This window comes from Streptomyces odontomachi, assembly GCF_024435355.1.
In the GTDB taxonomy this organism is placed as follows: Bacteria; Actinomycetota; Actinomycetes; order Streptomycetales; family Streptomycetaceae; genus Streptomyces; species Streptomyces odontomachi.
This window is the reverse complement of the sequence record NZ_JAMJWG010000018.1, coordinates 32,886-54,456: the sequence shown is the minus strand read 5'-3', so window position 1 is coordinate 54,456 and position 21,571 is coordinate 32,886. Positions and strand designations below refer to the sequence as shown.

Here is a 21,571-nt window from a genome sequence, read left to right as displayed (position 1 = left end):
CCAGGGCCCTGTCAACGGGTGAGGCGCCAGAGCTGGACGGTCATGTCGTCGTCGCTGGCGGTTGCCAGCATGGTGCCGTCGGGGCTGAACGCGAGGCGCTGCACGAGCGAGGAGGTGGGGATCGTGTGGATCCGGCGGCCGGTGTGCGCGTCCCACAGCACCACGTCCTGGTCGAGGAAGCTGCACGTCGCGATCATGTCCCCGTGAGGGCTGAACGCCACGTCCGGTGCACCCGAGGTGTCGCCGAACCGGAGGTCGCCGAACCGGAGGAGTTCTCGGCCCGTGCGGACGTCCACGAGGTAGGCGCCCAGATTGGAGCTCGCCGCCGCCAGCCTGGCCCCGTCCGGGCTGAAGGCCACGCTTTCGTACCCGAGGATGTCCTTGTCCTCGAGGACCACCGACAGGACTCTCCTGCCCGTGGTCACGTCCAGGAGGAACAGCTTCCTCGGCCCCGCGATCGCCAGCAGTGCGCCGTCCGGGGAGAAAGCCACGTCGTGGATGACGCCGTTGTCCCAGCTGAGGAGCAGCTGCGCGGTCCGGGCGTCCCACAACCGCATCCCGTCCCCGGCCGCGGTGGCGAGCCGGACGCCGTCAGGGCCGAACCGCACCTTGGACGCACTGCTGTCGAGATCGATCCGCAGCTGCTCGGCGCCGCCGGCCGCCTCCCACAGCCGCAGGGTCCTGTCGTCACACACCGTGGCCAGCCGCGTCCCGTCCGGGCTGAACGCCACACCGGCGGTGCCGGCCCCCCACCGGCGGCGGGTGCGATGTACCAACCGGAACTCCTCGTCGCCCGACAGGTCGGCGACGATGGCCGTCCCGTCGGTACGCGCGTACGCCAGGCGGTCGCCGTCGGGGCCGAAGACCACATCGGCGACCGGCTTCCGCACGTGGATCGTCGTCAGGAGGCTCGCACCGAGCCGTTCGCGCAGGGTCGGGGAGGACGGTCCGGGACGGGGCGGGACGGGGGTGGGGTCCACGACCGTCGGTGCCTCGGCTGCCTCGGGTGCCCCGGGGAGAGGGCCGGCGTCTTCGTCCAACCGCCGCAGCTCGGCGGCGAGCCGGGCCGCCGAACCGTACCGGTCGGCAGGCTCCTTCCGCAGCAGCGTCAGCACCACTTCGTCCCACGCGACCGGGACCCCCGCCGCCACGGAGCTGGGCGCGGGCGGAGCTTCGAGTAGATGCGCGGTGAGGTAGCCCACGGCCTCCGGCGCCTCGAACGGCAGGCGCCCGGTGACCATCTCGAACAGCACGCAGCCCAGCGCGTACAGGTCGCTGCGCTGCTCCGCGCGGCCCCGGGCGTGCTCCGGCGCCATGTACTGCGGCGTGCCGAGCATGAATCCGGTCTGCGTGATCCGATCGCGCGTCGCGGTGGTGTCGGCCGCCCGCGCGATGCCGAAGTCGAGGACCTTCACCGTTCCCGAGGCGGTGATGAGGATGTTGGCGGGCTTGATGTCCCGGTGCAGGATCCCGGCGGCGTGTGCCTCGCCGAGCGCCTCGCAGATCTGGGCGCCCCAGCGGCCGGCCTTCGTCAGCGCGACGGGCCCACGGCGCAACACCGCGTCGAGTCCCTCGCCCCGCAGCAGCTCCATGACGAGGAACGGCGTCGTGCCCTCCGCCGCCGCTGCCTCGCCGAGGTCGTGGACGGTGACGATGTTCGGGTGCTGAAGCCGGGCGGTGAGCCGCGCCTCGCGCAGGAACCGGGCGCGCGCGTCGTCGCCTCTGCTGCCTCCGCCGGCGAGCGACGAGACGAGCTTCACGGCGACGGGACGCTCCAGCTTCTGGTCGTACGCCTCCCACACCTGTCCCATGCCGCCCTCGCCGAGCTGACGCACCAGCCGGTACCGGCCGGCGAGAATGCGGTCCGCCACGGAGTCCCCTCCCCCTCGTGCGCGCAATCGACAACGCATCGTAGACCGCGACTTCAGCCGGGAAAGCGCAGGAACGCGGGCGCCATGACGGCCGTCCGCCGCAGCGGACGACGGCCACGAGATTGACGTGGCGGTGCCGGCCTCGCACGGGAGGTCCGCCATCCGGAGGTCCGCCGTCCGGAGGTCAGCTATCCGCCCAGCGTCCGGCGGACCGCGTCGCGGAGCCAGTGGGGGCTCCGCGACGCGGTCGCCGCCATCTCCACCTGACCCGCCCGAACCCCGCCCGGTGCAGGTGCAGTAGGGTCGACGCCGATCATTTGGTGCCCAACCACACATTGAGGGATCGGTGGACGCACTACACCCCCGGCTGCTCGTGACCCGGTTCGCCGACTGCTTCCGGTTCTACGACGCCGTGCTGCCCGAGTTGATCGGCGCTGAACTGGTCCGTGGCGACGAGCAGGGCCCGTATGCGCACTGGGACGTGGGCGGCGAGGGCGCCGTGATGCTCTTCGACCGGGCTGCGATGGCCGCGGCGGTGGGCACGGGTGACCTGCCCGCGTCCGGCGCCCCGTCGCAGGACACGGTGATGCTGGTCAGCAAGGTCGACGATGTCGACGCGGCCCATGCCCTGTGCCTGCGCCACGGCGCCCGGGACGTGGCCGGGCCGGCCGCCCGACCGGAGTGGGGCCCGACGATGCGGACCGCGCACGTCCGTGACCCCGAGGGCAACCTGCTGGAACTCCAGGCGTACTGACGCCGGCGGTCCGGATGCCGCGGTCGGCGCGCGCTTGACCTTGACGCCGGGTCAACCCTCCATCCTTCCGGCAGGAGCTTCCTCGCAGTCGCCTGGAACGGCTCCGCGAAGGAGGCACTGACCATGACAGCCCCATCGGTCGCCGGTCCGGCGATTCGCGTGCAGGGTCTCGAGAAGTCGTACGGGAAGCTCGACGTGCTGCGCGGCGTCGACTTCGACGTGGCGCGGGGTAGCGTCTTCGCCCTGCTCGGCTCCAACGGATCGGGCAAGACGACCACCGTGAAGATCCTCGCCACGCTCCTCAAGGCCGACGCGGGGACGGCGAGCGTCAACGGCTTCGACGTTGCAGCGCAACCGGAGAACGCGCGGGGGTCCATCAGCCTCACCGGGCAGTTCGCGGCCGTCGACGAGGTCCTCAGCGGTCGGGAGAACCTCGTACTCGTCGCCAAGTTGCGCCACCTCAAGCAGCCGGGCACGATCGCGGACGACCTGCTGGGGCGTTTCTCGCTGACCGAAGCCGGCGCGCGCAAAGTGTCCACGTACTCGGGCGGGATGCGCCGCCGGCTGGACATCGCCATGAGCCTCATCGGGAACTCGCCGGTGATCTTCCTGGACGAGCCGACGTCCGGGCTCGACCCCGAGGCGCGCATCGAGGTGTGGCAGGCCGTCAAGGAGCTCGCCGACCACGGCACGACGGTGCTGCTCACCACGCAGCACCTGGACGAGGCCGAGCAGCTGGCCGACCGGATCGCCATCCTCCACCAGGGCCGGATCATCGTGAACGGCACCCTCGCCGAGCTCAAGCGGCTCTTCCCGCCCGCCACGGTCGAGTACGTCGAGAAGCAGCCGACCCTGGAGGAGATCTTCCTCGCGATCATCGGCGGCGCCGGCAAGAGCGACGCCACGGGCCCGGACAACGCTGCCGACACCGACACGAACGCCGGCCACGCCACCGGCACGAACCGCTAGGGGACAGGGATGACCACGTATTTCCTCAGCGACACCGCTGTCCTCACGGGGCGGACCCTGCGCCACGTCACGCGCAGCGTGGACACCATCATCACGACCGTCCTCATGCCGGTCGCCATGATGCTGATGTTCGTCTACGTGTTCGGCGGCGCGATCGACACGGGGTCGGGCTCGTACGTGAACTACATGCTGCCCGGCATCCTGCTCATCACGGTCGCATCAGGGATCTCCTACACCGCGTACCGGCTGTTCGTCGACATGCAGAGCGGGATCTTCGAGCGGTTCCAGTCCATGCCGATCACACGGTCGGGCGTGCTGTGGGCCCATGTCGTCACTTCTCTGGTCGCCAACCTGCTCTCGCTCGTGATCGTCGTGGGCGTCGCCCTGCTCATGGGCTTCCGCTCCGCGGCCGGCGCACCGGCATGGCTCGCGGTCGCCGGCATCCTGCTGCTGTTCACCCTGGCGCTGACCTGGATCGCCGTGATCCCCGGGCTCTCCGCGACATCGGTCGAGGGCGCGGGTGCGTTCGCCTACCCGCTCATCTTCCTGCCGTTCCTCAGCTCGGCGTTCGTGCCCACGAAGACCATGCCGGGACCGGTGCGCTGGTTCGCCGAGCACCAGCCGGTGACGTCGATCGTCAACACGATCCGCGACCTGTTCGCCGGGCAGCCGGTCGGCGACGACATCTGGCTCGCACTCGCGTGGTGCGTCGGCATCGGCGTCGTGGCGTACGGCTTCGCGATGGTCGCCTATCGCCGGAAGATCGGCTGAGGCAGTCTGGGACCCATGCTCACCATCAGCCAGCTTGCGGCGTACGCCGGGGTGACGGTGCGGGCGGTACGCCACTACCACCACATCGGGCTGCTGCCGGAGCCCGAGCGCGACCGCTCCGGGTACCGGACCTACGACGCCGCCGCGGTCGTGCGACTGATCCGGATCCACACCCTGGCGGATGCCGGCGTGCCGCTGGCCAGGGTGCAGGAACTCCTCGACGCCGGCCCCGAGGAGTTCGCCGACGGCGTCCAGGAGATCGACAAGGATCTGCGTGCCGAGATCCGGCGGTTGCAGGCCACGCGCAGACGGCTCGCCCGGCTGGCCGCCGGAGAGCACCTGGCGCTTCCGCGGAGCGTCGTCGACTACCTGGACCGGCTGCGCGGTCTCGGTGTCGAGGAGTGGTACATCGAGCTGGAGCGGGACGCCTGGATCATGGTCGCCGCCCAGGTGCCGCAGTGGATCGACGCCGTGATCGCCAAGAAGCACGAGCAGCTGGACGACCCGGACATGGTGAAGCTCTACGGCTTTCTGCGCGGGGCGCTCGACTGGCCCGTCGACGATCCGCGGATCGTCGAGATCGCCGACATCCTGGAGCGCCTGAGGATTCGCGCCGTCAAGGCCGGCGAGGTGGGGGCCGACGGCTTCGACGACGGGTTCGTCGCTCTGCTGGACTCCGTCATGGTCGAGTCCGCACCGGGCGCCGAGCGGCTCCTGGCGATCCTGGAGGAGCGGGGCTGGAAGGGCTGGACCCGCATCGAGCGCGTGCCCGCCGACCGTCTCGACACCGGCACCGAGCTGCCGCCCGCTTGACGGCAGGTCAGGGCCCCGCACTCCCGGCCGCGCCCCTTGGTCTTGACGCCGGTCTTGACAGTGGTACAGACCAAGAATATTTTTCACGCCTTGGGAAAAGGTGTGCAGGAAGTGAGCGCACCCTCCCGAGCCTGAGACGGCCTGCCCCACCAGAATCCGCTCGCGCGCGACGCGGGGTTCACCGCCGGTGCCCCCGTGCCGCCGCCGCTCCCGATCGGAGTGCCCATGACCCCACCGCGCATCCGAAGACGGCTCGCCCCACCCGCGGCCCTCACCGCCGCCCTGGTCCTCGCCGCCGGCCTGACCGTCGCGGCCGACGGCGGCACCGCCCTGGCCGCCACCGCCAGCGCGATCACCAACACCGGCAACGGCAAGTGCCTGGACGTGACCGACGGTTCCACCGCGGACGGCACCCCCGCCCAGATGTGGAGCTGCTCGCCGGGGCCCAACCAGACCTGGACGCTGAACGACGACGGCAGCCTCACGGCCCTCGGCAAGTGTCTCGACGTGGTGGACGGCGGCACCGCCAACGGCTCCGCCGTCCACATGTGGACCTGCTACGCCAGCGTCGCCAGCCAGAAGTGGCAGTACACCGCCGGCGGCGACCTGGTGAACACCAGCTCCGGCAGGTGCCTCGACATCAAGGACAACAGCAACGCCGACGGGGCGCGCCTGCAACTGTGGGACTGCGCCGGCACCGCCAACCAGAAGTGGGACTACCCCGGCGCCGACGACACCCCGCCGCCCTCCGGCGACGACCCCGACCTCGGCTCGAACGTCTTCGTCTTCGACCCCTCGATGTCGGCGTCCACCATCCAGGCCAAACTGAACTCGGTCTTCAGCCAGCAGGAGACCAACCAGTTCGGCGCCCAGCGCTACGCGCTGCTGTTCAAGCCGGGCACGTACGACGTGGATGCCAACGTCGGCTTCTTCACCCAGGTCGCCGGCCTCGGCATGAGCCCCGACGACGTGCGGATCAACGGTGCCGTGCACGCCGAGGCCGACTGGTTCGACGGCAACGCGACGCAGAACTTCTGGCGTGAGGCGGAGAACCTCTCGGTCTCCCCGTCCTCCGGCACCGACCGGTGGGCCGTCTCCCAGGCCGCCCCGTACCGGCGCATGCACGTACGCGGCAACCTGGTCCTCGACGACGGGGGCTGGTCCAGCGGCGGCTTCATGTCCGACACGAAGGTCGACGGGCAGATCAACTCCGGCAGCCAGCAGCAGTGGCTGACCCGCAACTCGCAGATCGGCAGCTGGACCGGCTCGAACTGGAACCAGGTCTTCGTCGGCGTGCCGGGCGCCCCCGCGCAGAGCTTCCCCAGCCCGACGTACACCACCGTCGGTTCGGCGCCGAAGACCCGCGAGAAGCCGTTCCTGTACGTGGACGACGCCGGGGACTGGAAGGTCTTCGTCCCGGGCGTGCAGTCGAACTCGTCCGGGACGACGTGGGACGGCAAGGCCCCGGCCGGCAGCTCCCTCGGCATCGACCAGTTCTACATCGCCAAGCCGGGCGTCAGCGCCGCAACCCTCAACGAACAGCTGGCCGCCGGCAAGAACCTGCTGTTCACACCGGGTGTCTACCACCTCGGCCAGACCCTGAACGTGACCCGACCCGACACCGTCGTACTCGGCCTGGGCCTGGCCACCCTGGTTCCCGACAACGGCGTCACCGCGATCTCCACGGCCGACGTCGACGGCATCAAGCTCGCCGGCCTGCTCATCGACGCGGGCACCACCAGCTCGAACCTGCTGGTGCAGATCGGCCCCGACGGTTCCTCCGCGGACCACTCCGCGGACCCGACGACCCTGAGCGACTTCTTCGTCCGGATCGGCGGCGCCGGCGTCGGCAAGGCCACCCGCAGCGTCACCATCAACAGTGACGACGTCCTCGCCGACCATCTGTGGCTGTGGCGTGCCGACCACGGCAGCGGCGTCGGCTGGACCAGCAACACCGCCGACAACGGACTGATCGTCAACGGCGACGACGTCACCGCGTACGGTCTCTTCGTCGAGCACTACCAGAAGACCCAGGTCACCTGGAACGGCAACGGCGGGCGCACGTACTTCTTCCAGAACGAGTTGCCCTACGACCCACCGAACCAGTCGGCCTGGATGAACGGCAGCACCCAGGGCTATCCCGCCTACCAGGTGGCCTCGGGCGTGACCAGTCACGAGGCGTGGGGGCTCGGCAGCTACGCCTACTTCAGCACCAATCCCAGCGTCGTGGAGGCCCGCTCCTTCGAGTCGCCCACGGCCTCCGGGGTCAGGTTCCACGACCTGGTGACCGTCTCCCTCGGCGGCACCGGCACCATCAGCCACGTCATCAACAACACCGGTGACGCGGCGAACTCCTCCCACCAGGTGACCTACCTGGTGTCCGGGCCCTGACGGTCCCGGCCGTCCTGACAGACCAGGCGGACGGTGGCACCCTCTTCCTTCGCGACGGTGCCACCGTCCGCCCCCGTCCTGTTCAAAGTCCGGAGCAAAGGAGTGCCCATGCCGCACAGCGTGTCCCCATCCACTCGCCGTGGTCGCCGCCGCAGCACGCTCGCGGCACTCGCCCTCCTCTTCGCCGGCTGGCTGGTCGCTTTCGCCGCCACGCCCGCCGGGGCCTGGAGCTACGGCGTCAACCACGTGCAGAGCGCCGCCGAGGACAGCCACGCCCAGACCGGCATGGGACCCGGCTGGGTCATGGTCAGCTACAAGGCCAACGGTCCCATGGTCGGCTACCTGTTCGGCCAGGACTTCACCTTCGCCGACGGCAGCGTCAAGCCGGGCCCCGACCACATGGACATCCGCGACACGGGCGACGCCACCGCCGGCAACACCGAAGGCATCGACCGCTGGCCCTGGGGCTACGCGGGCGGCAGCTTCGACGGCTGCGCCTACGCGTACGGGACGAGCAAGTTCGCCTTCGACCACGACGGCTTCTCGTCGACCAGTTGCGCCGGCGGCCCGAACGTCATCGGCTCCAGCCACGACGACGGCACCCCGGACCAGTTGCGCTGGTGGCACTCCGAAGAGGTCTTCTGCACCGACACCGCCGCCGACCCGCTGTGCAGCCCGTACGGCGTGTGGAGCGAGAACAAGGGCGGCGGCCTGAAGGTCACCTCCACCACCGCGCCGTGCACCGGCTACGGCAACATCGGCGCCGCCGCGGCCTACGGCTCAGGCGCCGCCGTCCCCGTCCAGGCGCTCGGCACCGTGCCCGCCGGGCAGCAGATCGACATCCGCTACGTGGCCAAGAGCGACCAGTGGGTGATGGCGAAGTGGCACGGCCAGCGTCTCGCCGGCGGCATCGCCTGGGCCTTCTTCCCGCGCGGCTGCCTCGCCTGATCGTCCCCGCGTCCCCGCGTCGCCGCACGGTTCCTACCATGCGCCGTTGGAGGCGCTCCACTCCCACAGCAGCTCGTGCATCCGGAACTCGTAGATGTGGTTCATGCGGGTGAGGCCCCAGTTGACGACCACATAGCCGTCGTCGCCGTCCTTGCACACGGTCCGTCGGGTCAGGTTCATCGGCTGGGGCGTCTTGAAGGTGTGCGCATGGTGCCAGAGCGCCGCGAGTGCCTGCTCGCGCGTCCCCGTCACCTCGTCGATCTGCTGCGCGAAAGCGCCCGACGGCGACTTGACGATCAAGGCCCAGCGAGTCATGCGTCCCCCGAGTCAGCGTGCGATGTGCCGATGATGCCTGCCGGCAGGGGAGGAGACGCCGCTGGGCCGGTGATCGTTGCAGACCCGCGTCGTGCCCTGCCGCCTCACCCCTTTCCGGCGAGCAACGCGGCGGTCAGCAGACGCGCCGTCTGAAGGTTGCAACGCCCCAACTCGACCAGCGGCCGCGGCCACTCCTCGGCGTACGCGGCCGGATCGACCCGCAGCGACGGCAACACGACGCCGACCCCGTGCAGCGCCGCGTTCAGCTCGTTGCGCACCTCCTCGGCCTCCTGAAGCCGCTCCACCGCGGAACGCAGCCGCCCGGTCCTGTGGTTCATGGGTATCCCCTTCACGAGTGAACCTTGACTGTGTGTGCCCACAGCGTTGCGGAGTGCTGCTTAGCCTCGCCAGTACCGACACCGTGACGCGACGTTCGTCGCAAGGGGGTTGACGAGATGGGCAGTACCTACGGCGACTGGCTCAGGCAACAGCGGGAAGCCGCCGGCATGACCCAGCAGGAGCTGGCGGACGCGGCGATCATGACGCGGTCCCATATCTCGCACATCGAGACGGGGCGCCGGACCCCGTCGAAGGAGGACGCACGGAGGCTGGATCGGGCGCTGGGCACGGGGGATGTGTTGAGCAGTTTCCGGCCGCAAAACGATCTGGTGGTGGCCGAGCACTTCGAGGCAGCGCTGGAATTCGAGCAGCAGGCGACGGCCATTCGGGAGTTCGCCCTGTCGTATGTGCCCGGCATCCTGCAAACGAAGGCGTACGCACAGGCCGTGATGCGTTCCGGCTTCCCTCCTCTCAGTGAGGAGAAGCGTGACCAGCTGGTTGTCTCACGGCTGGAGCGGGCGAAGATCCTCGACGATCCAATGACGCCAGTAGTGTGGGCGCTGCTGGACGAGGCAGTGCTGCGGCGCGCGATCGGCGGACGCAAAGTCATGGCCGAACAGGTCCTGCACATCGTTCATCTGGCAGAGACTGGACGGGTGCGCGTGCACGTGCTGCCTCTCGAACTGGGGTTTCATCCGCTCCTTCAGGGCATGGTTTCGCTGATGTGGTTCGAGGATCAGCCACCTCTGGCCTATGTCGAGGGTGTGCGGATGGGCACGGTGCATGACGACCCGGCCACGGTCGAGCAGATCCAGGCCGCCTACGACCTTGGGCTCGGCGATGCTCAGCCGCAGAAGGAATCACTTGACTTGCTGAAAGCCACTGCGAAGGAATACGGAAACTATGACTGAGCACCACATACCGAATGCCGCCGTGCTGAGCGGTTGGCGCAAGTCGTCCTACAGTGGGCCTGACGGCGGCAGTTGCCTCGAAGTCCTGGACGGCTGGCGCAAGTCCTCTTACAGCGGCTCCGACGGCGGCGACTGCCTGGAAGTCCGCGACGACCACCCCACCGCCGTCCCCGTCCGCGACTCCAAGAACCCGAACGGGCCGGCCGTGGTCTTCCCGTCGGCCGGCTGGTCATCCTTCGTTACGGCCCTGAAGCGCGGCGAGTTCCCCGCCGCCTGATCCGCGAGGCGGCGCCCCGAGCCGTTGGACTGGCTTGCGGTGTCGGCACCGCACACCGCAAGCCAGACGACGACGTAGTCGCTCGACCAGCCGTTCCCCTGACCGTTCGACCGACCGGGTCAGGTCAGTCGAACATGGCCCCCATCGTCTCGTGGGTCACGTTCTTCGCGAGGTCGCGCTCGCTGGCGAACGTGGTGTTGAGGATGATGCGGGTCTTGTCCTCGGTGAGCGGGATCGTCCGGTGGAGGGTGGTGTCCGTGCGGAAGAAGTACAGGTCGCGGGTGATGTTGCCGTACGTGCGGATGGGGTTGGCGAGCAGGTAGTCCATGACGCGCGGGTTGGACTTGTCCCAGTCGGTGTGCGGGACGCACTGGAGTGCTCCGCCGTACTTGAGGTCGGGGGCCTCGATCAGCCAGACGATGGCGAAGCTGAAGTCACCCCAGTGCCAGCCGTGCGTGTCACCCTTCTTGTGCTGGTGGAGGATCGCGTACTTCTCGCCGTCCCAGGGGCAGTCGATGACGGTCTCGCCGGCGATGCGCGACAGCACGTCCCTGAGCGTCTTGGACTGGTAGACCGCCGGGATGAGCTTGCCCTCCTCGGCTATCGCGCCGGCGCTCACGGTACTCATGTAGCGGGGCGAGTCGCTGGTCTCCGGGAGGTGGACGTCGATCCGCTTCTCGTGTGCGGCGATGAGCTCGCGTACCTCTTTTTGCAGCCCCGCGAACACGGCATCGGGCACCATATCCCGAATCTTCAGATAGCCCTCGCGCCGAAACTGCTGAGAACCCTCCCTGACGCGCTCATCGTCGAAGGACTCGGGGATGTGCTGGCTGAGGATGGATTCAACATTTTCTGCGGTGATTTCCACGGCGCTCAATGCAGCTCCTTGTCGCGAGTTGTCGCGAATCACGCGAATAGATCGTCGCGTTCTTCACCGTGCAATGGAGCAGACGAAAAGATCAACCCCGCAGAATCGGAGTGTGATGTAGGTCACTAGTTGAAGGAGCTATTATCGGCCAATTGTCGACGCGCTCCGGCCAGCCGTATCGCCAACATCTGCATATGACGCGTGGCTGATTTTGATCGTATGCCGCTGGAAGCCCTTCGCAACGCTGGCCCCCTGGTTCCTCGTAACGTAGCGTCCTGCCTCGATGCTCCTGTCATGGGGTACCTGTTTCATCGCGTGGCCAGTGCGTCGGCATCACGCGAAAGTGATGTCAACATTGAGTGCTGATCCATCACGTACGGTGACCGTTCGCGGCGTGCGAGCGCTGTTCACCGTGGAGAGCCATGCCCGTGCACCGATTACTGTCAGCCATGCCCACGTTACTCGGAAGAAGGCCATCGGTGCGCCACTCAGTCGAATCTCCGCCGCCCTGCCGCCTGTAGTGCCGGCCTCCGGCACACGGTGAGCTCGCGGAATGCGTTGCCTCACATCGGGATTTTTCGAGGAGGTATCTGTATATGCTCAAGATCGGCCTAGTGCAGCAGAGCGCATGGGACCTGCCCATCGATTCCATGCCTCTGGCGGCCGGTTATCTGAAGGCGGTACTCGAATCCGACGAAGCCGTCTCGTCGGAAGTCGAGGTGCGCATTCACAACATGCGGGGCGGGTGGTCGGTCACCGAGATGACCCGAGCCATCTTCAGTGACGGGGCTCCTGACGTATTAGCTTTTTCGACCGTGGGTTGGAACTATCGGAACTTCTGCACCCTGGCCGAGTTCTACAAACAGGTGAAACCCGCGGGGATCACCGTGTTCGGCGGAACCCATGTGAGCCAGCAGGCCGAGCGGGTGTTCCGGGAATGTCCGTCGGCGGACATCATCGTGAACGGCGAGGGGGAGCTGACGTTCCGCGAGTTGGTCGCGGCCATCCTCACCGACCGCCAGGACCCCGCACTCGGCGACGTCGCCGGGATCTCCTTCCGTACGTCCGGAACGGGCCACCACACCACTGCGGATCGGCCCAGGATCGACGATCTCGACATCATCCCGTCTCCCTTCCTCACCGGCGCGATACCCCTGCTCGACCACGACGGGGTGTTCCCGTACGAGTTCGCGCTGATGGAGACGAACCGCGGATGCCCCTACCGCTGCTCCTTCTGCTACTGGGGCGGTGCCACCGGGCAGCGCGTCCGCTCCTTCTCGCGGGAACGCCTGGCCGCCGAACTCGATCTGCTCGGCTTCCACAAGGTGCCCACGATCTTCCTCTGCGACGCGAACTTCGGCATGCTCGAAGCCGACCAGGAGTTCACCGAGGACCTCCTCAAGACCAACGAGAAGTACGGCTTCCCGAAGTCGCTCGAGGCGAACTGGGCGAAGAACAAGTCCACCCGCTTCCACCACATCGTCCGTACCCTGCGCGACCGCGGCTTCAAGAGCTCGTTCACGCTCGCCCTCCAGACGCTCTCGGACGAGGCGCTCACGAACATGCAGCGCCGCAACATGAAGCTGAACCAGTGGGAGGAGCTGGCCGACTGGCTGGCCGACGAGCACATGGAGGCGTTCGTCGAGCTGATCTGGGGGGCTCCCGGGGAGACCGTCGAATCATTCCTCGCCGGCTACGACAAGATCGCCAAAAAGGTGCCGCGGATCGCGGTGTATCCGCTGCTGCTCCTGCCCAACACCGCGTACTCCGAACAGCGCGAGCTGCACGGCTTCGTCACCCTGCGCGGACAGAGCGACGACTTCGAGTACGTGCTGGCCAATCGCACCTCCACGCTGGACGAGAACTTCAGGATGCAGCACTTCATGTTCCTCGCGCGCATCCTCGGCGAGAACCAGTACTTCAAGCGCCTGTGGCACCCGGCCCGCGTCCTGGGCGGCATGACACAGTCTCAGGTGATCAATTCCCTGCTCGAATGGGTCGAGGCATCGAAGAACCCGTCCGTTCAGGAGTTCCGTGCCGCGTTCAGCGTGATCGCCGAATCACCCGCGATCGCGGGCGGCCACCGCATCCTGTACTCCGACCCCGAGATCGACCTGGATTTCGAGCGCTGGTGGAATCAGGTGGTCGTTCCCCGATTCCCCGCCGAATGGCGCGGGTTCGGCGCTGACCTGTACACGTTCGAACGCATGAGTCGCCCCGTCTACCAACCGCCCGGCGCCACCCTGCGGGACGGCTGGCGCGTGGAAGAGGACGAGTACGTGAGCGACCCCGTGTCCTTCCCGTTCGACGCGGCCAAGGCGCTGGAGAGTCTTGCCGCTGGCGACACCGAACCTCCGGTGTCGACGGAGGTCACATACGAATTCCGTTCGCAGCGTGGCTTCTACCATCACCTGGACAACCATGAGACAGGTGCCCACTACTTCGCCGACGCCGTCGCACTGTCCGTATCGGAGACACCGTAATTGTCCAATCCCTCTACCCCCCGAACCGTGACACGTGCCCAGCGGGGCGTGGTGCCCATCCTCGGATTCGGGGTTCTGACCGCGGCGATGGACGTCTACGGCGGCAATGTGGTGCAGTCCGTCGGGCCGGACGTCCTCGCAGCGGTCTCCTTCTCCCTGACGGCCGCGTTCTTCGTCGGCCTGGCGGCCGTCCGGCACGGCCTGGCCGCGACGTTTCGACCGCTGCGTGACCTCCGCCGCGATGTGGTCGGGGTCAATGTGACCACGGCGGTGACCTGGCTCTCGATGCTGTACGCCCTCAAGTACCTGGAACCGGCCGTGGTCAGCGTGGTGGTGGTCGCGCTCGGTCCGATCCTCACGATCGTCCTCGGACCGGTGTTGCGGCGGGGAAGTTCCGTGCTGCGGGCGGAGATCTGGGTGTCCGGCGGCGTTCTCGTCGTGCTGGGCCTGTTGATGTGGGAGTCGGTGACCGGCCGCAGCGGCGTGGGGGAGCTGGGGACCGGGCAGGTCGTCGCCGGCTTCGTGTGCACCGTCGCCTGCGGCGTCGGCTCGACCAGCAACATCATCTTCATGAAGCGGCTGAGCGAGGCCGGGCAGACCCCGCAGTCGGTCCTGGCCATCCGGTTCTTCCTGATGATCGGCGTCACCTGGGTGATGACCGCGTTCAACGACCACCCCCGGCTCGGCGCCGCGTTCTGGCCGGCGGTCTTCGTGGCCGTCATCGGGGTGGGGCTGCCCATCTACGTGCTACAGATCGGCATCAAGCACACCGAACCGATCACCACCTCGCTCCTGATCTCGGTCTCCCCGCTCATCACCCTGCTCTTGCAGCTCCTCGACGGCCGCCTGGTCCCGTCGCTGTCCAGTTTCGTGTGCACCTCGGCCATCATCGTGCTCGTCGCGTTGGGCATCATGAGGCGTGGTCAGAAGGAAGCCCAGGAAGCTCGGGAAGCCTGGGAGGCACGGACGCCCGTGCTGCACGGCCACACCCCGACCGTTACCCCCGAAGACATGGTGAAGGAGACACCGGATGACGCGTGAAGGCTCGGCTGGAGGCGTGAAGTGCGCTGTGGTGGATGCCTACGGCGCAGGACGCCTCTTCCCCGCGGCACTGCGCCGCCACGGAGTCGACTACCTCCACGTCCGTTCCCAGTTCCCGGACACCAACCTCAGCTATGTCCCGGAGGACTTCACGTGCGAGGTGCAGCACCTCGGCGATGTGGCGGAGACCGTCGCCGAGTTGCGCCGGCACGGCGTGACCATGGTGATGGCGGCGGCGGAATCCGGCGTCCTGCTGGCCAACGAGCTGTCCGCCGCGCTGGGCACGCCGGGCAACGGCATGAGCCGTCCCGAAGCACGCCGTGACAAGTACGCGATGCACCAGGCCGTCCGCGCGGCGGGACTCCCCCACGCCGACAGCATCCAGTCCTCCTCGGCCGACGAGATCGCGGACTGGGCAACGGCACGCGGCACCTGGCCGGTCGTCCTGAAGCCGGTGGCCAGCGCCGGCACCGACCACGTCATCTTCTGCGACTCGGCCGACGCGGTCGTCGCCGCCCACGCCAAGATCTCGGCCAGCACCGACCGCTACGGCCGCGCCAACCCCACCGTCCTCGCCCAGCAGTTCCTCGTCGGCGAGGAGCACTACGCGAACACCGTCAGCCGCGACGGAGTCCACCAGATCATCGAGGTCTGGCACTACTACAAGCGCACGGTGCCCGGCGGCCGGTCGATCAACGACTACGAGGACCTGCTGCCCCTGGACGACCCGGGCGGGCGACGCGTGGCCGACTACGTCCTGTCCGTGCTCGACGCGCTGGAAATCCGCAACGCCGCCGCACACACGGAAGTGATGCTGACGGCCGACGGGCCCGTACTGGTCGAGTGCGGCGCCCGGATCGGCGGCGGGCAGATGCCGGACGTGCTCTCGAAGTGCGTGGGCACGAACCAGGTCGACGCCCTGGCGCTGTCCGTCGCACGCCCCGAGGAATTCGTCAGCCGGGCCCGCGAGCCGTACCGCCTGCTGTCACGGCTGCGGTGCGTCAACCTGATCAGCGAAACGGACGGCGTCGTCCCGTCCGCCGAGAAGTGGTCGGCGGTGCGCGAACTCAGCTCGTTCGCCGGGCTCGTGCTGGGCCTGCCGGAGGGCAGCCCGGTGCCCCGGACCATCGACCTGGCCACCTGCCCCGGGGCGGTCTACCTCACCTCCGACGATCCCGCGGTCATCGAGGCGGACACCCGACGGCTCCGTGCCTTGGAGCGGGGCGGCCTGTACGCCGAGGCCTGAGCAGCGGCCTGGTCAGAGGCCTGGTCTCTGAGCAGCGGCCTGGTCAGAGGCTTGATCGTCGGCACCGGGCCGTAAGGCCGCGGTGACCGTCCAGCGAGTTCCGCACCGCACGCGAACTCGCCTCCCGACGTGTCCGCGTGACACCCGTTCCCACGAGGAGTACCCATGTCGACTGGCTCCGCGGACGCCGGTTTGGAAATCGACCACCCGCAAGCCCGGGGAGGCCTGCGGCGCCAGGTGGGATTCGTGGGGCTCATGTGGGCCTCCGTGGGGTCGATCATCGGCTCCGGATGGCTGTACGGAGCCAAGAACGCGGTGGTGACGGCCGGCCCGGCGGCCCTGGTGTCCTGGCTGGTCGGCGCGGTGGCCGTGCTCCTCCTGGCGCTCGTCCACGCGGAACTGGGCGGCATGCTCCCGGTGGCCGGCGGCACCGCCCGGTTCCCGCACTACGCCTTCGGGACGCTGGCGGGGGTCTCCTTCGGATGGTTCTCCTGGCTGCAAGCCGCCACCACGGCCGCCATCGAGGTGGAGGCCGTCATCGGGTACATGACCCACTGGTCATGGGCGCAGGGCTTCCAGCACGACAACGGAGTCCTGACATCCTCCGGCCTGCTCGTCGCCGTCCTGCTGATGGCGGTCTTCGTCGGGGTGAACTTCCTCGGCATACGGGTCCTCTCGCACACCAACAGCACCGCCACCTGGTGGAAGGTGTTCGTGCCGCTGGTGGCCATCTGGGTGCTGGCCGCGACCCACTTCGACGCCGGGAACTTCACCGCCCAGGGCTTCGCGCCGTTCGGAGTCAAGGGGATCCTGGCCGGCATCAGCAGCAGCGGTGTCATCTTCGCCCTGCTGGGCTTCGAGCAGGCCGTGCAACTGGCGGGCGAGAGCAAGAACCCCGCCCGTCACCTCCCCCGAGCGGTCATGGGCGCCGTCGGCATAGGTGCCGTGCTGTACATCGCCCTCCAGATCGTCTTCATAGCCGCGCTGCCCCGCAGCTCGTTCGCCCACGGCTGGGACCATCTCCAGTTCGCCGGCATCAACGGCCCCTTCGCGGGCCTGGCCACGCTGCTCGGCCTCGGCTGGCTCGCATGGGTCCTCTACTTCGACGCGATCGTCTCGCCCGGCGGCACCGGCCTCATCTACACGACGGCGGCTTCGCGCGTCTCGGTGGCACTGAGCCGCAACGGCTACGCGCCCCAGGTCTTCGACCGGCACGTCCGCGGTGGCGTGCCGTGGTTCGGACTGCTCGTCTCGTTCGTGACGGGCGTCATCTGCTTCCTCCCCTTCCCGAGCTGGCAGCAACTCGTCGGCTTCATCACCTCGGCGAGCGTGCTGATGTACGCCGGCGCCCCCCTGGCGTTCGGCGCGCTGCGCAAGCGGCTGCCCGACGTACGCAGGCCCTACCGGCTGCCGTTCGGCGGGGTCGTCTCCCCGCTGTCCTTCGTGGTGGCCAACCTGATCGTCTACTGGTCGGGCTGGACCACGGTCTGGCACCTGGGCCTTGCCACCGTCCTGGGCTACCTCCTCATGGGCGGATACGTGCTGCACAGGAACGGTGCCGCGGGCCTGGGGCGGTCCCACTGGAGGGCCGCCAGCTGGCTGCCGGCCTATCTGGCGGGGATGGGGGTGCTCTCCTGGCAGGGCGGATTCGACGGGACCGGGAACATCCCCCTGTGGTGGGACATCGCGCTCGTCGCAGTCTTCTCCGCCGCCATCTACTACTGGGCGGTGGCCGTCGCCCTCGGCGATCGGGAGATCGCGGCGCTCATAGCCGAGGCCGGAGACGCCGGAGACCTCTCGAAGTCCGACGCCGTCCGCCTGGAGAGGGCCGCCGAGGGGTGAATCGGGCCGGGAGAGGAGAAGGGATCGGGGGAGCAGACCGGGGCGGGGGATGAGACCGGGGGAGCAGTCCGGGGGAGCAGACCGGGGGATGAGACCGGGCCTCATGGAACGGCGCTGGCGGCCTACGCTGCTGTGTCATGCAGGAGACGCGCCTCGACACCGCTCGGATCCGGGCCGCCCGCCAGGTGATCGACCCGGTTTTCCTCGACACTCCGCTGTACCGCTGCGAGCCGTTGGAGCCCGTTCTCGGGTGCACGGTGAGCATCAAGCTCGAAACGGCGAACCCGGTCCGCAGCTTCAAGGCCCGTGGCACCGAGGTGGTCGCGAGCCTGCTGGCCGACCATGGCCCGCGCGCCGTGGTGTGCGCCAGCGCGGGCAACCTCGGCCAGGCCCTCGCCTGGTCGGGGCGCGGCCGGGGGCTCGACGTCACCGTCGTGGCATCCCGGTTCGCGACCGCGGCCAAGCTCGATCGCATCCGTGCGCTGGGCGCCCGGTTGGAACTGGTCGACGGTGACCACGAGACGGCGCGCGAGCGGGCCGCGGCCATCGCGCGCAGCGACGGCATCCGGCTGCTCGAGGACAGCCTGGACATCGAGACCTGCGAGGGCGCGGCGACCATCGGCCTGGAACTGGTGGACGGTGCACCGCCGTTCGACGCCGTCCTGATCGCGCTCGGCGGCGGGGCACTGGCCACCGGCGTGGGGCACGTGGTGAAGGCCCTGGCGCCCGGGGCCGAGGTGATCTGCGTCCAGCCGCTGGGCGCACCGGCGATGACACGGTCGTGGCGCCGGCGGCGCGTCGTCACCACCGAGTCGACCGACACCATCGCCGACGGCGTCGCCGGCCGGTGCCCCATCCCGGCCGTCCTGGACGACCTCCTGCTGGTCGCCGACGACGCCGTCCTGGTCCGGGAAGCGTCGATCGTCACCGGTATGCGGATGCTCCTCGAGCACGCCGGCCTCGTCGTCGAACCGTCGGCCGCGCTCGGCATCGCGGCGCTCCTCGAAGACCGCGACCGCTTCGCCGGCCGCCATGTGGTCACCATCGTGTGCGGCAGCAACGTCGACGTGGCGGCCTACCACCGCTGGGTCGGTGCGGCACCCGTCCACGGCCCGTGAGGACCCTGTCCGACGGTGCTCAGAGGCGAGCGGCGTTGCCGCGCACCCCCACGTAGGTCGCGAGCAGTCCGGCGGCCCCGAGCGCCGCGCACATGAGCCACACGAGTGCGTTGCCGTACTGGAAGAGCGTGGTACCGACACTCGGCCCCACGGCGATACCCGCGATCTGACCGGCCGACAGGGCCCCGATGTAGCGGCTGCGCAACCGGGGCGGGGCGATCAGGCCGGGGTAGGCGAGCACCGACGGCGCACAGATGATCTCCCCGGATGTCCAGATCAGGGCGCCGAGGAAGAACACCCACGCCCCGCCGGGGAGGCCGAAGAGCGCGATCCCGCCGCAGATCGCGAGGGTTCCCCCAGCGATCGGCCAGGTCATCCGCAGCCGCTGGGTGAAGCGGGTCAGCGGCAGCTCCAACGCGATGACCAGCGCACCGTTCAGCGCCACCACCACCCCGTAGACCGCGGTGGGCACGTCACGCGCCTGGATCTCCAGCGGGAGCACGGCCTGGACCTGCACTTCGACGATCGAGGTGAGGAAGATCGCCGCCACGACCAGCAGGTAGCGCCGGTCGTGCAGCAGGGCGGCGTACCCGCGGTCGCGGCCCTTCCCCTGCTTCTTCCCCGGCTTCTTCCCGTGCCTCTTCGCGGTGGCCTGGGCTCCGGCGGTCCTCCCGGGCAGCGCGAGGAGCGCCACGACACCGAAGACCACGCTCGTGGCCGCGTCGACCAGGAACAGGGTGGGGTAGCCGTAGCCGGCGAGCCAGACGCCGAGGAGCGGAGCGGCGGTCGCTCCGATGTTCAGACTCAGCCGGCTGACGGCCGTGGTCATCACCAGGCGTTCGCGCGGCGTCAACTCGGCCAGCATCGCCGACGCGGCCGGGACGTAGACCTGGGTGACCGCTCCGGCCAGACAGCTGATGAGGAGCAGGGCGCCGTACTGCGTCACGAACGCGAAGGAGCCTATACACAGGCCGGAGAGGACCATGGAGACCGCGATGGTGCTCCGATACCCCAGGCGTTCCGCGGCCGACCCGCCCGCGACGACCCCGGCGATCGAACCCACGCCGAACGCGGTGAGCACGATGCCGGCCTGTGCGGGGCGGTATCCGAGACCGGTGAGGTAGAGGACCAGGAACAGGGTGATGAAGCTGCCCATGCGGTTGATCGCCACGCCGCAGAGCAGCACGACGACGGACCTGGGCAGTTCCCGCAACGTGCGCAGCACCCCTGCGGGCGCCGCGTCGCTCTCGCTACGGACCTCTAGTGTGTCCTGTGACAATCAGTGATCTCCTTGGTGTCGCCGGTCCTGACGCGCAGTGCCGCCTGTGCGGCGTCGAGCGCGGCCGTGCATGTCTCCGGTGAGGCCGCCACCACGGTGGCGAAGGCCATGCGGCCCTCGACGATCCCCTTCGGCGGCGGGGACACCACCGCGCCGTGCCCCACCAGGGGCACCAGCAGATCGGTCTCGGCTGGCGCCGCCGACCGGTCGAAGTCCACCGAGTCGATCAGGGTTCCGTCGTGTTCCGGGTAGAAGAAACGGACTCCGGCGATCAGCGCGTCCGAGGCGGTGGTCACCGGTTTCTCGCCGCAGGCGACTGCCGCCGCGGCGAGCCCGGGGTCGATTCCGGAGGCCCGCATGCCGAGGTAGGGAATCAGGTCGCCGCCCAGTCTCCCGTTGACCTCGATCAGTTTCGGGCCCTGCTCGGTCAGCTTGAACTCCGCGTGCGTCCAGCCGTCCGTATAGCCCAGCGCCTCGTGGACGGCGGTGAGGATCCGGAGGAATCCGGGGTCGGTCAGCAGCGGGTCGCAGTTGCTGACGTGGTGCCCGATCTCCTCGAAGTACGGGGCGAAGCCGATCTCCTTGCGTCCCACGAAGAGCCCGGTCACGGTGCCGCCGTGGATCACCGAGTCGACGCTGATCTCCGGGGCGTCGAGGAACTCCTCGACCAGGCAGGCCTGCTCGTACACCGGGCCGTGCGGCACCGTGACGTCGTGGGCGAAGCGGAAGCGTTCGGTGAGGCTCTCGGCGTTCTCGGCGAGTACGACGCCTTCGCTGCCACCGGCGCCGCGTGGCTTCAGCACCACCGGGTAGCCCAGTTGGTCGGCGGCGGCCAGGGCTTCCTTGACGCCGGCCACCAGGGCGAAGGCCGGCTGCGGCAGCCCGTGTTCGGCCAGGGCGGTGCGGGTGGCGAACTTGTCGCGGCAGCGTCGCACCGCCGCCGGGCTGCTGCCGGGCAGCCCGAGGTCCTCGGCGACCAGGGCCGCCTGGACGATGTGCTCCTCGTGCCAGCTCATCACCCCGTGGACCGGTTCGGCGTCCGCGACCTGCCGGGCGGCCCTGAGGACGGCCTCCGCGCCGGTGTCGGCGCTGACGGTCGCGCCGGCCAGGTAGGGGAGTTCCCACGTCGGCTCGTCGGCGGTGATCAGGTGGACGCGGTAGCGGGTGCTGATCGATCGCAGCAAGTACTCGCGGTACAGCTGGGGGCCGGTCGCGATGACCAGCAGCAGCGGCTTGTGTTCGGTGCCCACCGCGTGTTTCTCCTGTTCCGTCTGCCCGTGGTGCGTGTCGTACGTCAGGCCGTCGCCGGAGGGGTCCGTCCCGTGCGGCAGCGGC

19 protein-coding genes are annotated in these 21,571 nt (G+C 69.0%); 13 read left to right on the top strand and 6 right to left on the bottom strand.

The window, feature by feature from the left end; genetic code table 11:
- Window positions 1-11 precede the first annotated feature (11 nt).
- Window positions 12-1,871 carry a WD40 repeat domain-containing serine/threonine protein kinase gene (locus tag NQO67_RS30940; RefSeq protein ID WP_255953644.1) on the bottom strand — a complete coding sequence of 620 codons (1,860 nt, stop codon included), beginning with the start codon at window positions 1,869-1,871 and terminating at the stop codon, window positions 12-14.
- Between the two features lie 346 nt (window positions 1,872-2,217).
- Here NQO67_RS30940 and NQO67_RS30935 point away from each other — a divergent pair, with 346 nt between their 5' ends.
- From NQO67_RS30935 to NQO67_RS30910, 6 genes are all read left to right on the top strand, one after another.
- The gene (locus NQO67_RS30935) at window positions 2,218-2,625 is read left to right on the top strand and encodes a VOC family protein (protein WP_255953643.1); all 408 of its coding nucleotides are present in this window, start codon (window positions 2,218-2,220) and stop codon (window positions 2,623-2,625) included.
- A gap of 123 nt (window positions 2,626-2,748) precedes the next feature.
- On the top strand, window positions 2,749-3,594 hold the full coding sequence (locus tag NQO67_RS30930) for an ABC transporter ATP-binding protein (RefSeq protein WP_255953642.1): 846 nt from the start codon (window positions 2,749-2,751) through the stop codon (window positions 3,592-3,594).
- A gap of 9 nt (window positions 3,595-3,603) precedes the next feature.
- Window positions 3,604-4,365, top strand: a complete 762-nt coding sequence (locus NQO67_RS30925; RefSeq protein ID WP_255953641.1) for an ABC transporter permease — start codon at window positions 3,604-3,606, stop codon at window positions 4,363-4,365.
- A 15-nt stretch (window positions 4,366-4,380) separates the two neighbouring features.
- Window positions 4,381-5,178 carry a MerR family transcriptional regulator gene (locus NQO67_RS30920; RefSeq protein WP_255953640.1) on the top strand — a complete coding sequence of 266 codons (798 nt, stop codon included), beginning with the start codon at window positions 4,381-4,383 and terminating at the stop codon, window positions 5,176-5,178.
- 225 nt (window positions 5,179-5,403) lie between these two features.
- On the top strand, window positions 5,404-7,569 hold the full coding sequence (locus tag NQO67_RS30915; RefSeq protein WP_255953639.1) for a pectate lyase-like domain-containing protein: 2,166 nt from the start codon (window positions 5,404-5,406) through the stop codon (window positions 7,567-7,569).
- 108 nt (window positions 7,570-7,677) lie between these two features.
- On the top strand, window positions 7,678-8,517 hold the full coding sequence (locus NQO67_RS30910; RefSeq protein ID WP_255953638.1) for a hypothetical protein: 840 nt from the start codon (window positions 7,678-7,680) through the stop codon (window positions 8,515-8,517).
- Between the two features lie 33 nt (window positions 8,518-8,550).
- Here NQO67_RS30910 and NQO67_RS30905 read toward each other — a convergent pair whose 3' ends face one another.
- On the bottom strand, window positions 8,551-8,832 hold the full coding sequence (locus tag NQO67_RS30905; RefSeq protein WP_255953637.1) for a hypothetical protein: 282 nt from the start codon (window positions 8,830-8,832) through the stop codon (window positions 8,551-8,553).
- Between the two features lie 104 nt (window positions 8,833-8,936).
- Entirely contained in the window at window positions 8,937-9,170 is a 234-nt protein-coding gene (locus NQO67_RS30900; RefSeq protein WP_255953636.1) for a hypothetical protein, read from the bottom strand.
- Between the two features lie 117 nt (window positions 9,171-9,287).
- Between NQO67_RS30900 and NQO67_RS30895 the strand changes: the two genes are divergently transcribed.
- Together NQO67_RS30895 and NQO67_RS30890 are read left to right on the top strand one after the other, a co-directional pair.
- Window positions 9,288-10,082: a helix-turn-helix domain-containing protein gene (locus NQO67_RS30895; RefSeq protein ID WP_255953635.1), complete on the top strand. Its 795-nt coding sequence runs from the start codon at window positions 9,288-9,290 to the stop codon at window positions 10,080-10,082.
- Complete coding sequence (locus NQO67_RS30890) at window positions 10,075-10,359, top strand: DUF397 domain-containing protein (protein WP_255953634.1); 285 nt, start codon at window positions 10,075-10,077, stop codon at window positions 10,357-10,359. Before NQO67_RS30895 ends, NQO67_RS30890 begins: the two co-directional genes overlap by 8 nt.
- Before the next feature lie 124 nt (window positions 10,360-10,483).
- Here the strand turns inward: NQO67_RS30890 and NQO67_RS30885 are convergent, their stop codons facing one another.
- Entirely contained in the window at window positions 10,484-11,236 is a 753-nt protein-coding gene (locus NQO67_RS30885; protein ID WP_305126480.1) for a HalD/BesD family halogenase, read from the bottom strand.
- A gap of 587 nt (window positions 11,237-11,823) precedes the next feature.
- On the opposite strand from NQO67_RS30885, the gene NQO67_RS30880 reads away from it, so the two are divergent.
- The 5 genes from NQO67_RS30880 to NQO67_RS30860 all read left to right on the top strand — a co-directional run bounded on the left by NQO67_RS30880 (window position 11,824) and on the right by NQO67_RS30860 (window position 18,957).
- Complete coding sequence (locus NQO67_RS30880) at window positions 11,824-13,710, top strand: KedN5 family methylcobalamin-dependent radical SAM C-methyltransferase (RefSeq protein ID WP_255953633.1); 1,887 nt, start codon at window positions 11,824-11,826, stop codon at window positions 13,708-13,710.
- Between the two features lie 27 nt (window positions 13,711-13,737).
- Window positions 13,738-14,751, top strand: coding sequence for an EamA family transporter (locus tag NQO67_RS30875; protein WP_255953632.1), 1,014 nt, complete (start codon window positions 13,738-13,740; stop codon window positions 14,749-14,751).
- Window positions 14,741-15,997: a hypothetical protein gene (locus NQO67_RS30870; RefSeq protein WP_255953631.1), complete on the top strand. Its 1,257-nt coding sequence runs from the start codon at window positions 14,741-14,743 to the stop codon at window positions 15,995-15,997. The genes NQO67_RS30875 and NQO67_RS30870 overlap by 11 nt, the downstream gene beginning before the upstream one ends.
- A gap of 165 nt (window positions 15,998-16,162) precedes the next feature.
- Window positions 16,163-17,839, top strand: coding sequence for an APC family permease (locus NQO67_RS30865; RefSeq protein WP_255953630.1), 1,677 nt, complete (start codon window positions 16,163-16,165; stop codon window positions 17,837-17,839).
- 137 nt (window positions 17,840-17,976) lie between these two features.
- Window positions 17,977-18,957 (top strand): threonine ammonia-lyase, encoded by a 981-nt coding sequence (locus NQO67_RS30860; protein ID WP_255953629.1) that lies wholly within the window; start codon window positions 17,977-17,979, stop codon window positions 18,955-18,957.
- A 19-nt stretch (window positions 18,958-18,976) separates the two neighbouring features.
- Here the strand turns inward: NQO67_RS30860 and NQO67_RS30855 are convergent, their stop codons facing one another.
- Window positions 18,977-20,236 (bottom strand): MFS transporter, encoded by a 1,260-nt coding sequence (locus NQO67_RS30855; RefSeq protein ID WP_255953628.1) that lies wholly within the window; start codon window positions 20,234-20,236, stop codon window positions 18,977-18,979.
- Window positions 20,218-21,486 (bottom strand): ATP-grasp domain-containing protein, encoded by a 1,269-nt coding sequence (locus NQO67_RS30850; RefSeq protein ID WP_255953627.1) that lies wholly within the window; start codon window positions 21,484-21,486, stop codon window positions 20,218-20,220. Before NQO67_RS30850 ends, NQO67_RS30855 begins: the two co-directional genes overlap by 19 nt.
- Window positions 21,487-21,571: the final 85 nt, after the last annotated feature.

Excerpts from the sequence above, each read along its gene's own strand:
- NQO67_RS30930 (WP_255953642.1), top strand. The coding sequence starts at position 2,749 with ATGACAGCCCCATCGGTCGCCGGTCCGGCGATTCGCGTGCAGGGTCTC.
- NQO67_RS30925 (WP_255953641.1), top strand. The coding sequence starts at position 3,604 with ATGACCACGTATTTCCTCAGCGACACCGCTGTCCTCACGGGGCGGACC.
- NQO67_RS30920 (WP_255953640.1), top strand. The coding sequence starts at position 4,381 with ATGCTCACCATCAGCCAGCTTGCGGCGTACGCCGGGGTGACGGTGCGG.
- NQO67_RS30915 (WP_255953639.1), top strand. The coding sequence starts at position 5,404 with ATGACCCCACCGCGCATCCGAAGACGGCTCGCCCCACCCGCGGCCCTC.
- NQO67_RS30910 (WP_255953638.1), top strand. The coding sequence starts at position 7,678 with ATGCCGCACAGCGTGTCCCCATCCACTCGCCGTGGTCGCCGCCGCAGC.
- NQO67_RS30905 (WP_255953637.1), bottom strand. The coding sequence starts at position 8,832 with ATGACTCGCTGGGCCTTGATCGTCAAGTCGCCGTCGGGCGCTTTCGCG.
- NQO67_RS30900 (WP_255953636.1), bottom strand. The coding sequence starts at position 9,170 with ATGAACCACAGGACCGGGCGGCTGCGTTCCGCGGTGGAGCGGCTTCAG.
- NQO67_RS30895 (WP_255953635.1), top strand. The coding sequence starts at position 9,288 with ATGGGCAGTACCTACGGCGACTGGCTCAGGCAACAGCGGGAAGCCGCC.
- NQO67_RS30890 (WP_255953634.1), top strand. The coding sequence starts at position 10,075 with ATGACTGAGCACCACATACCGAATGCCGCCGTGCTGAGCGGTTGGCGC.
- NQO67_RS30880 (WP_255953633.1), top strand. The coding sequence starts at position 11,824 with ATGCTCAAGATCGGCCTAGTGCAGCAGAGCGCATGGGACCTGCCCATC.
- NQO67_RS30870 (WP_255953631.1), top strand. The coding sequence starts at position 14,741 with ATGACGCGTGAAGGCTCGGCTGGAGGCGTGAAGTGCGCTGTGGTGGAT.
- NQO67_RS30865 (WP_255953630.1), top strand. The coding sequence starts at position 16,163 with ATGTCGACTGGCTCCGCGGACGCCGGTTTGGAAATCGACCACCCGCAA.
- NQO67_RS30860 (WP_255953629.1), top strand. The coding sequence starts at position 17,977 with ATGCAGGAGACGCGCCTCGACACCGCTCGGATCCGGGCCGCCCGCCAG.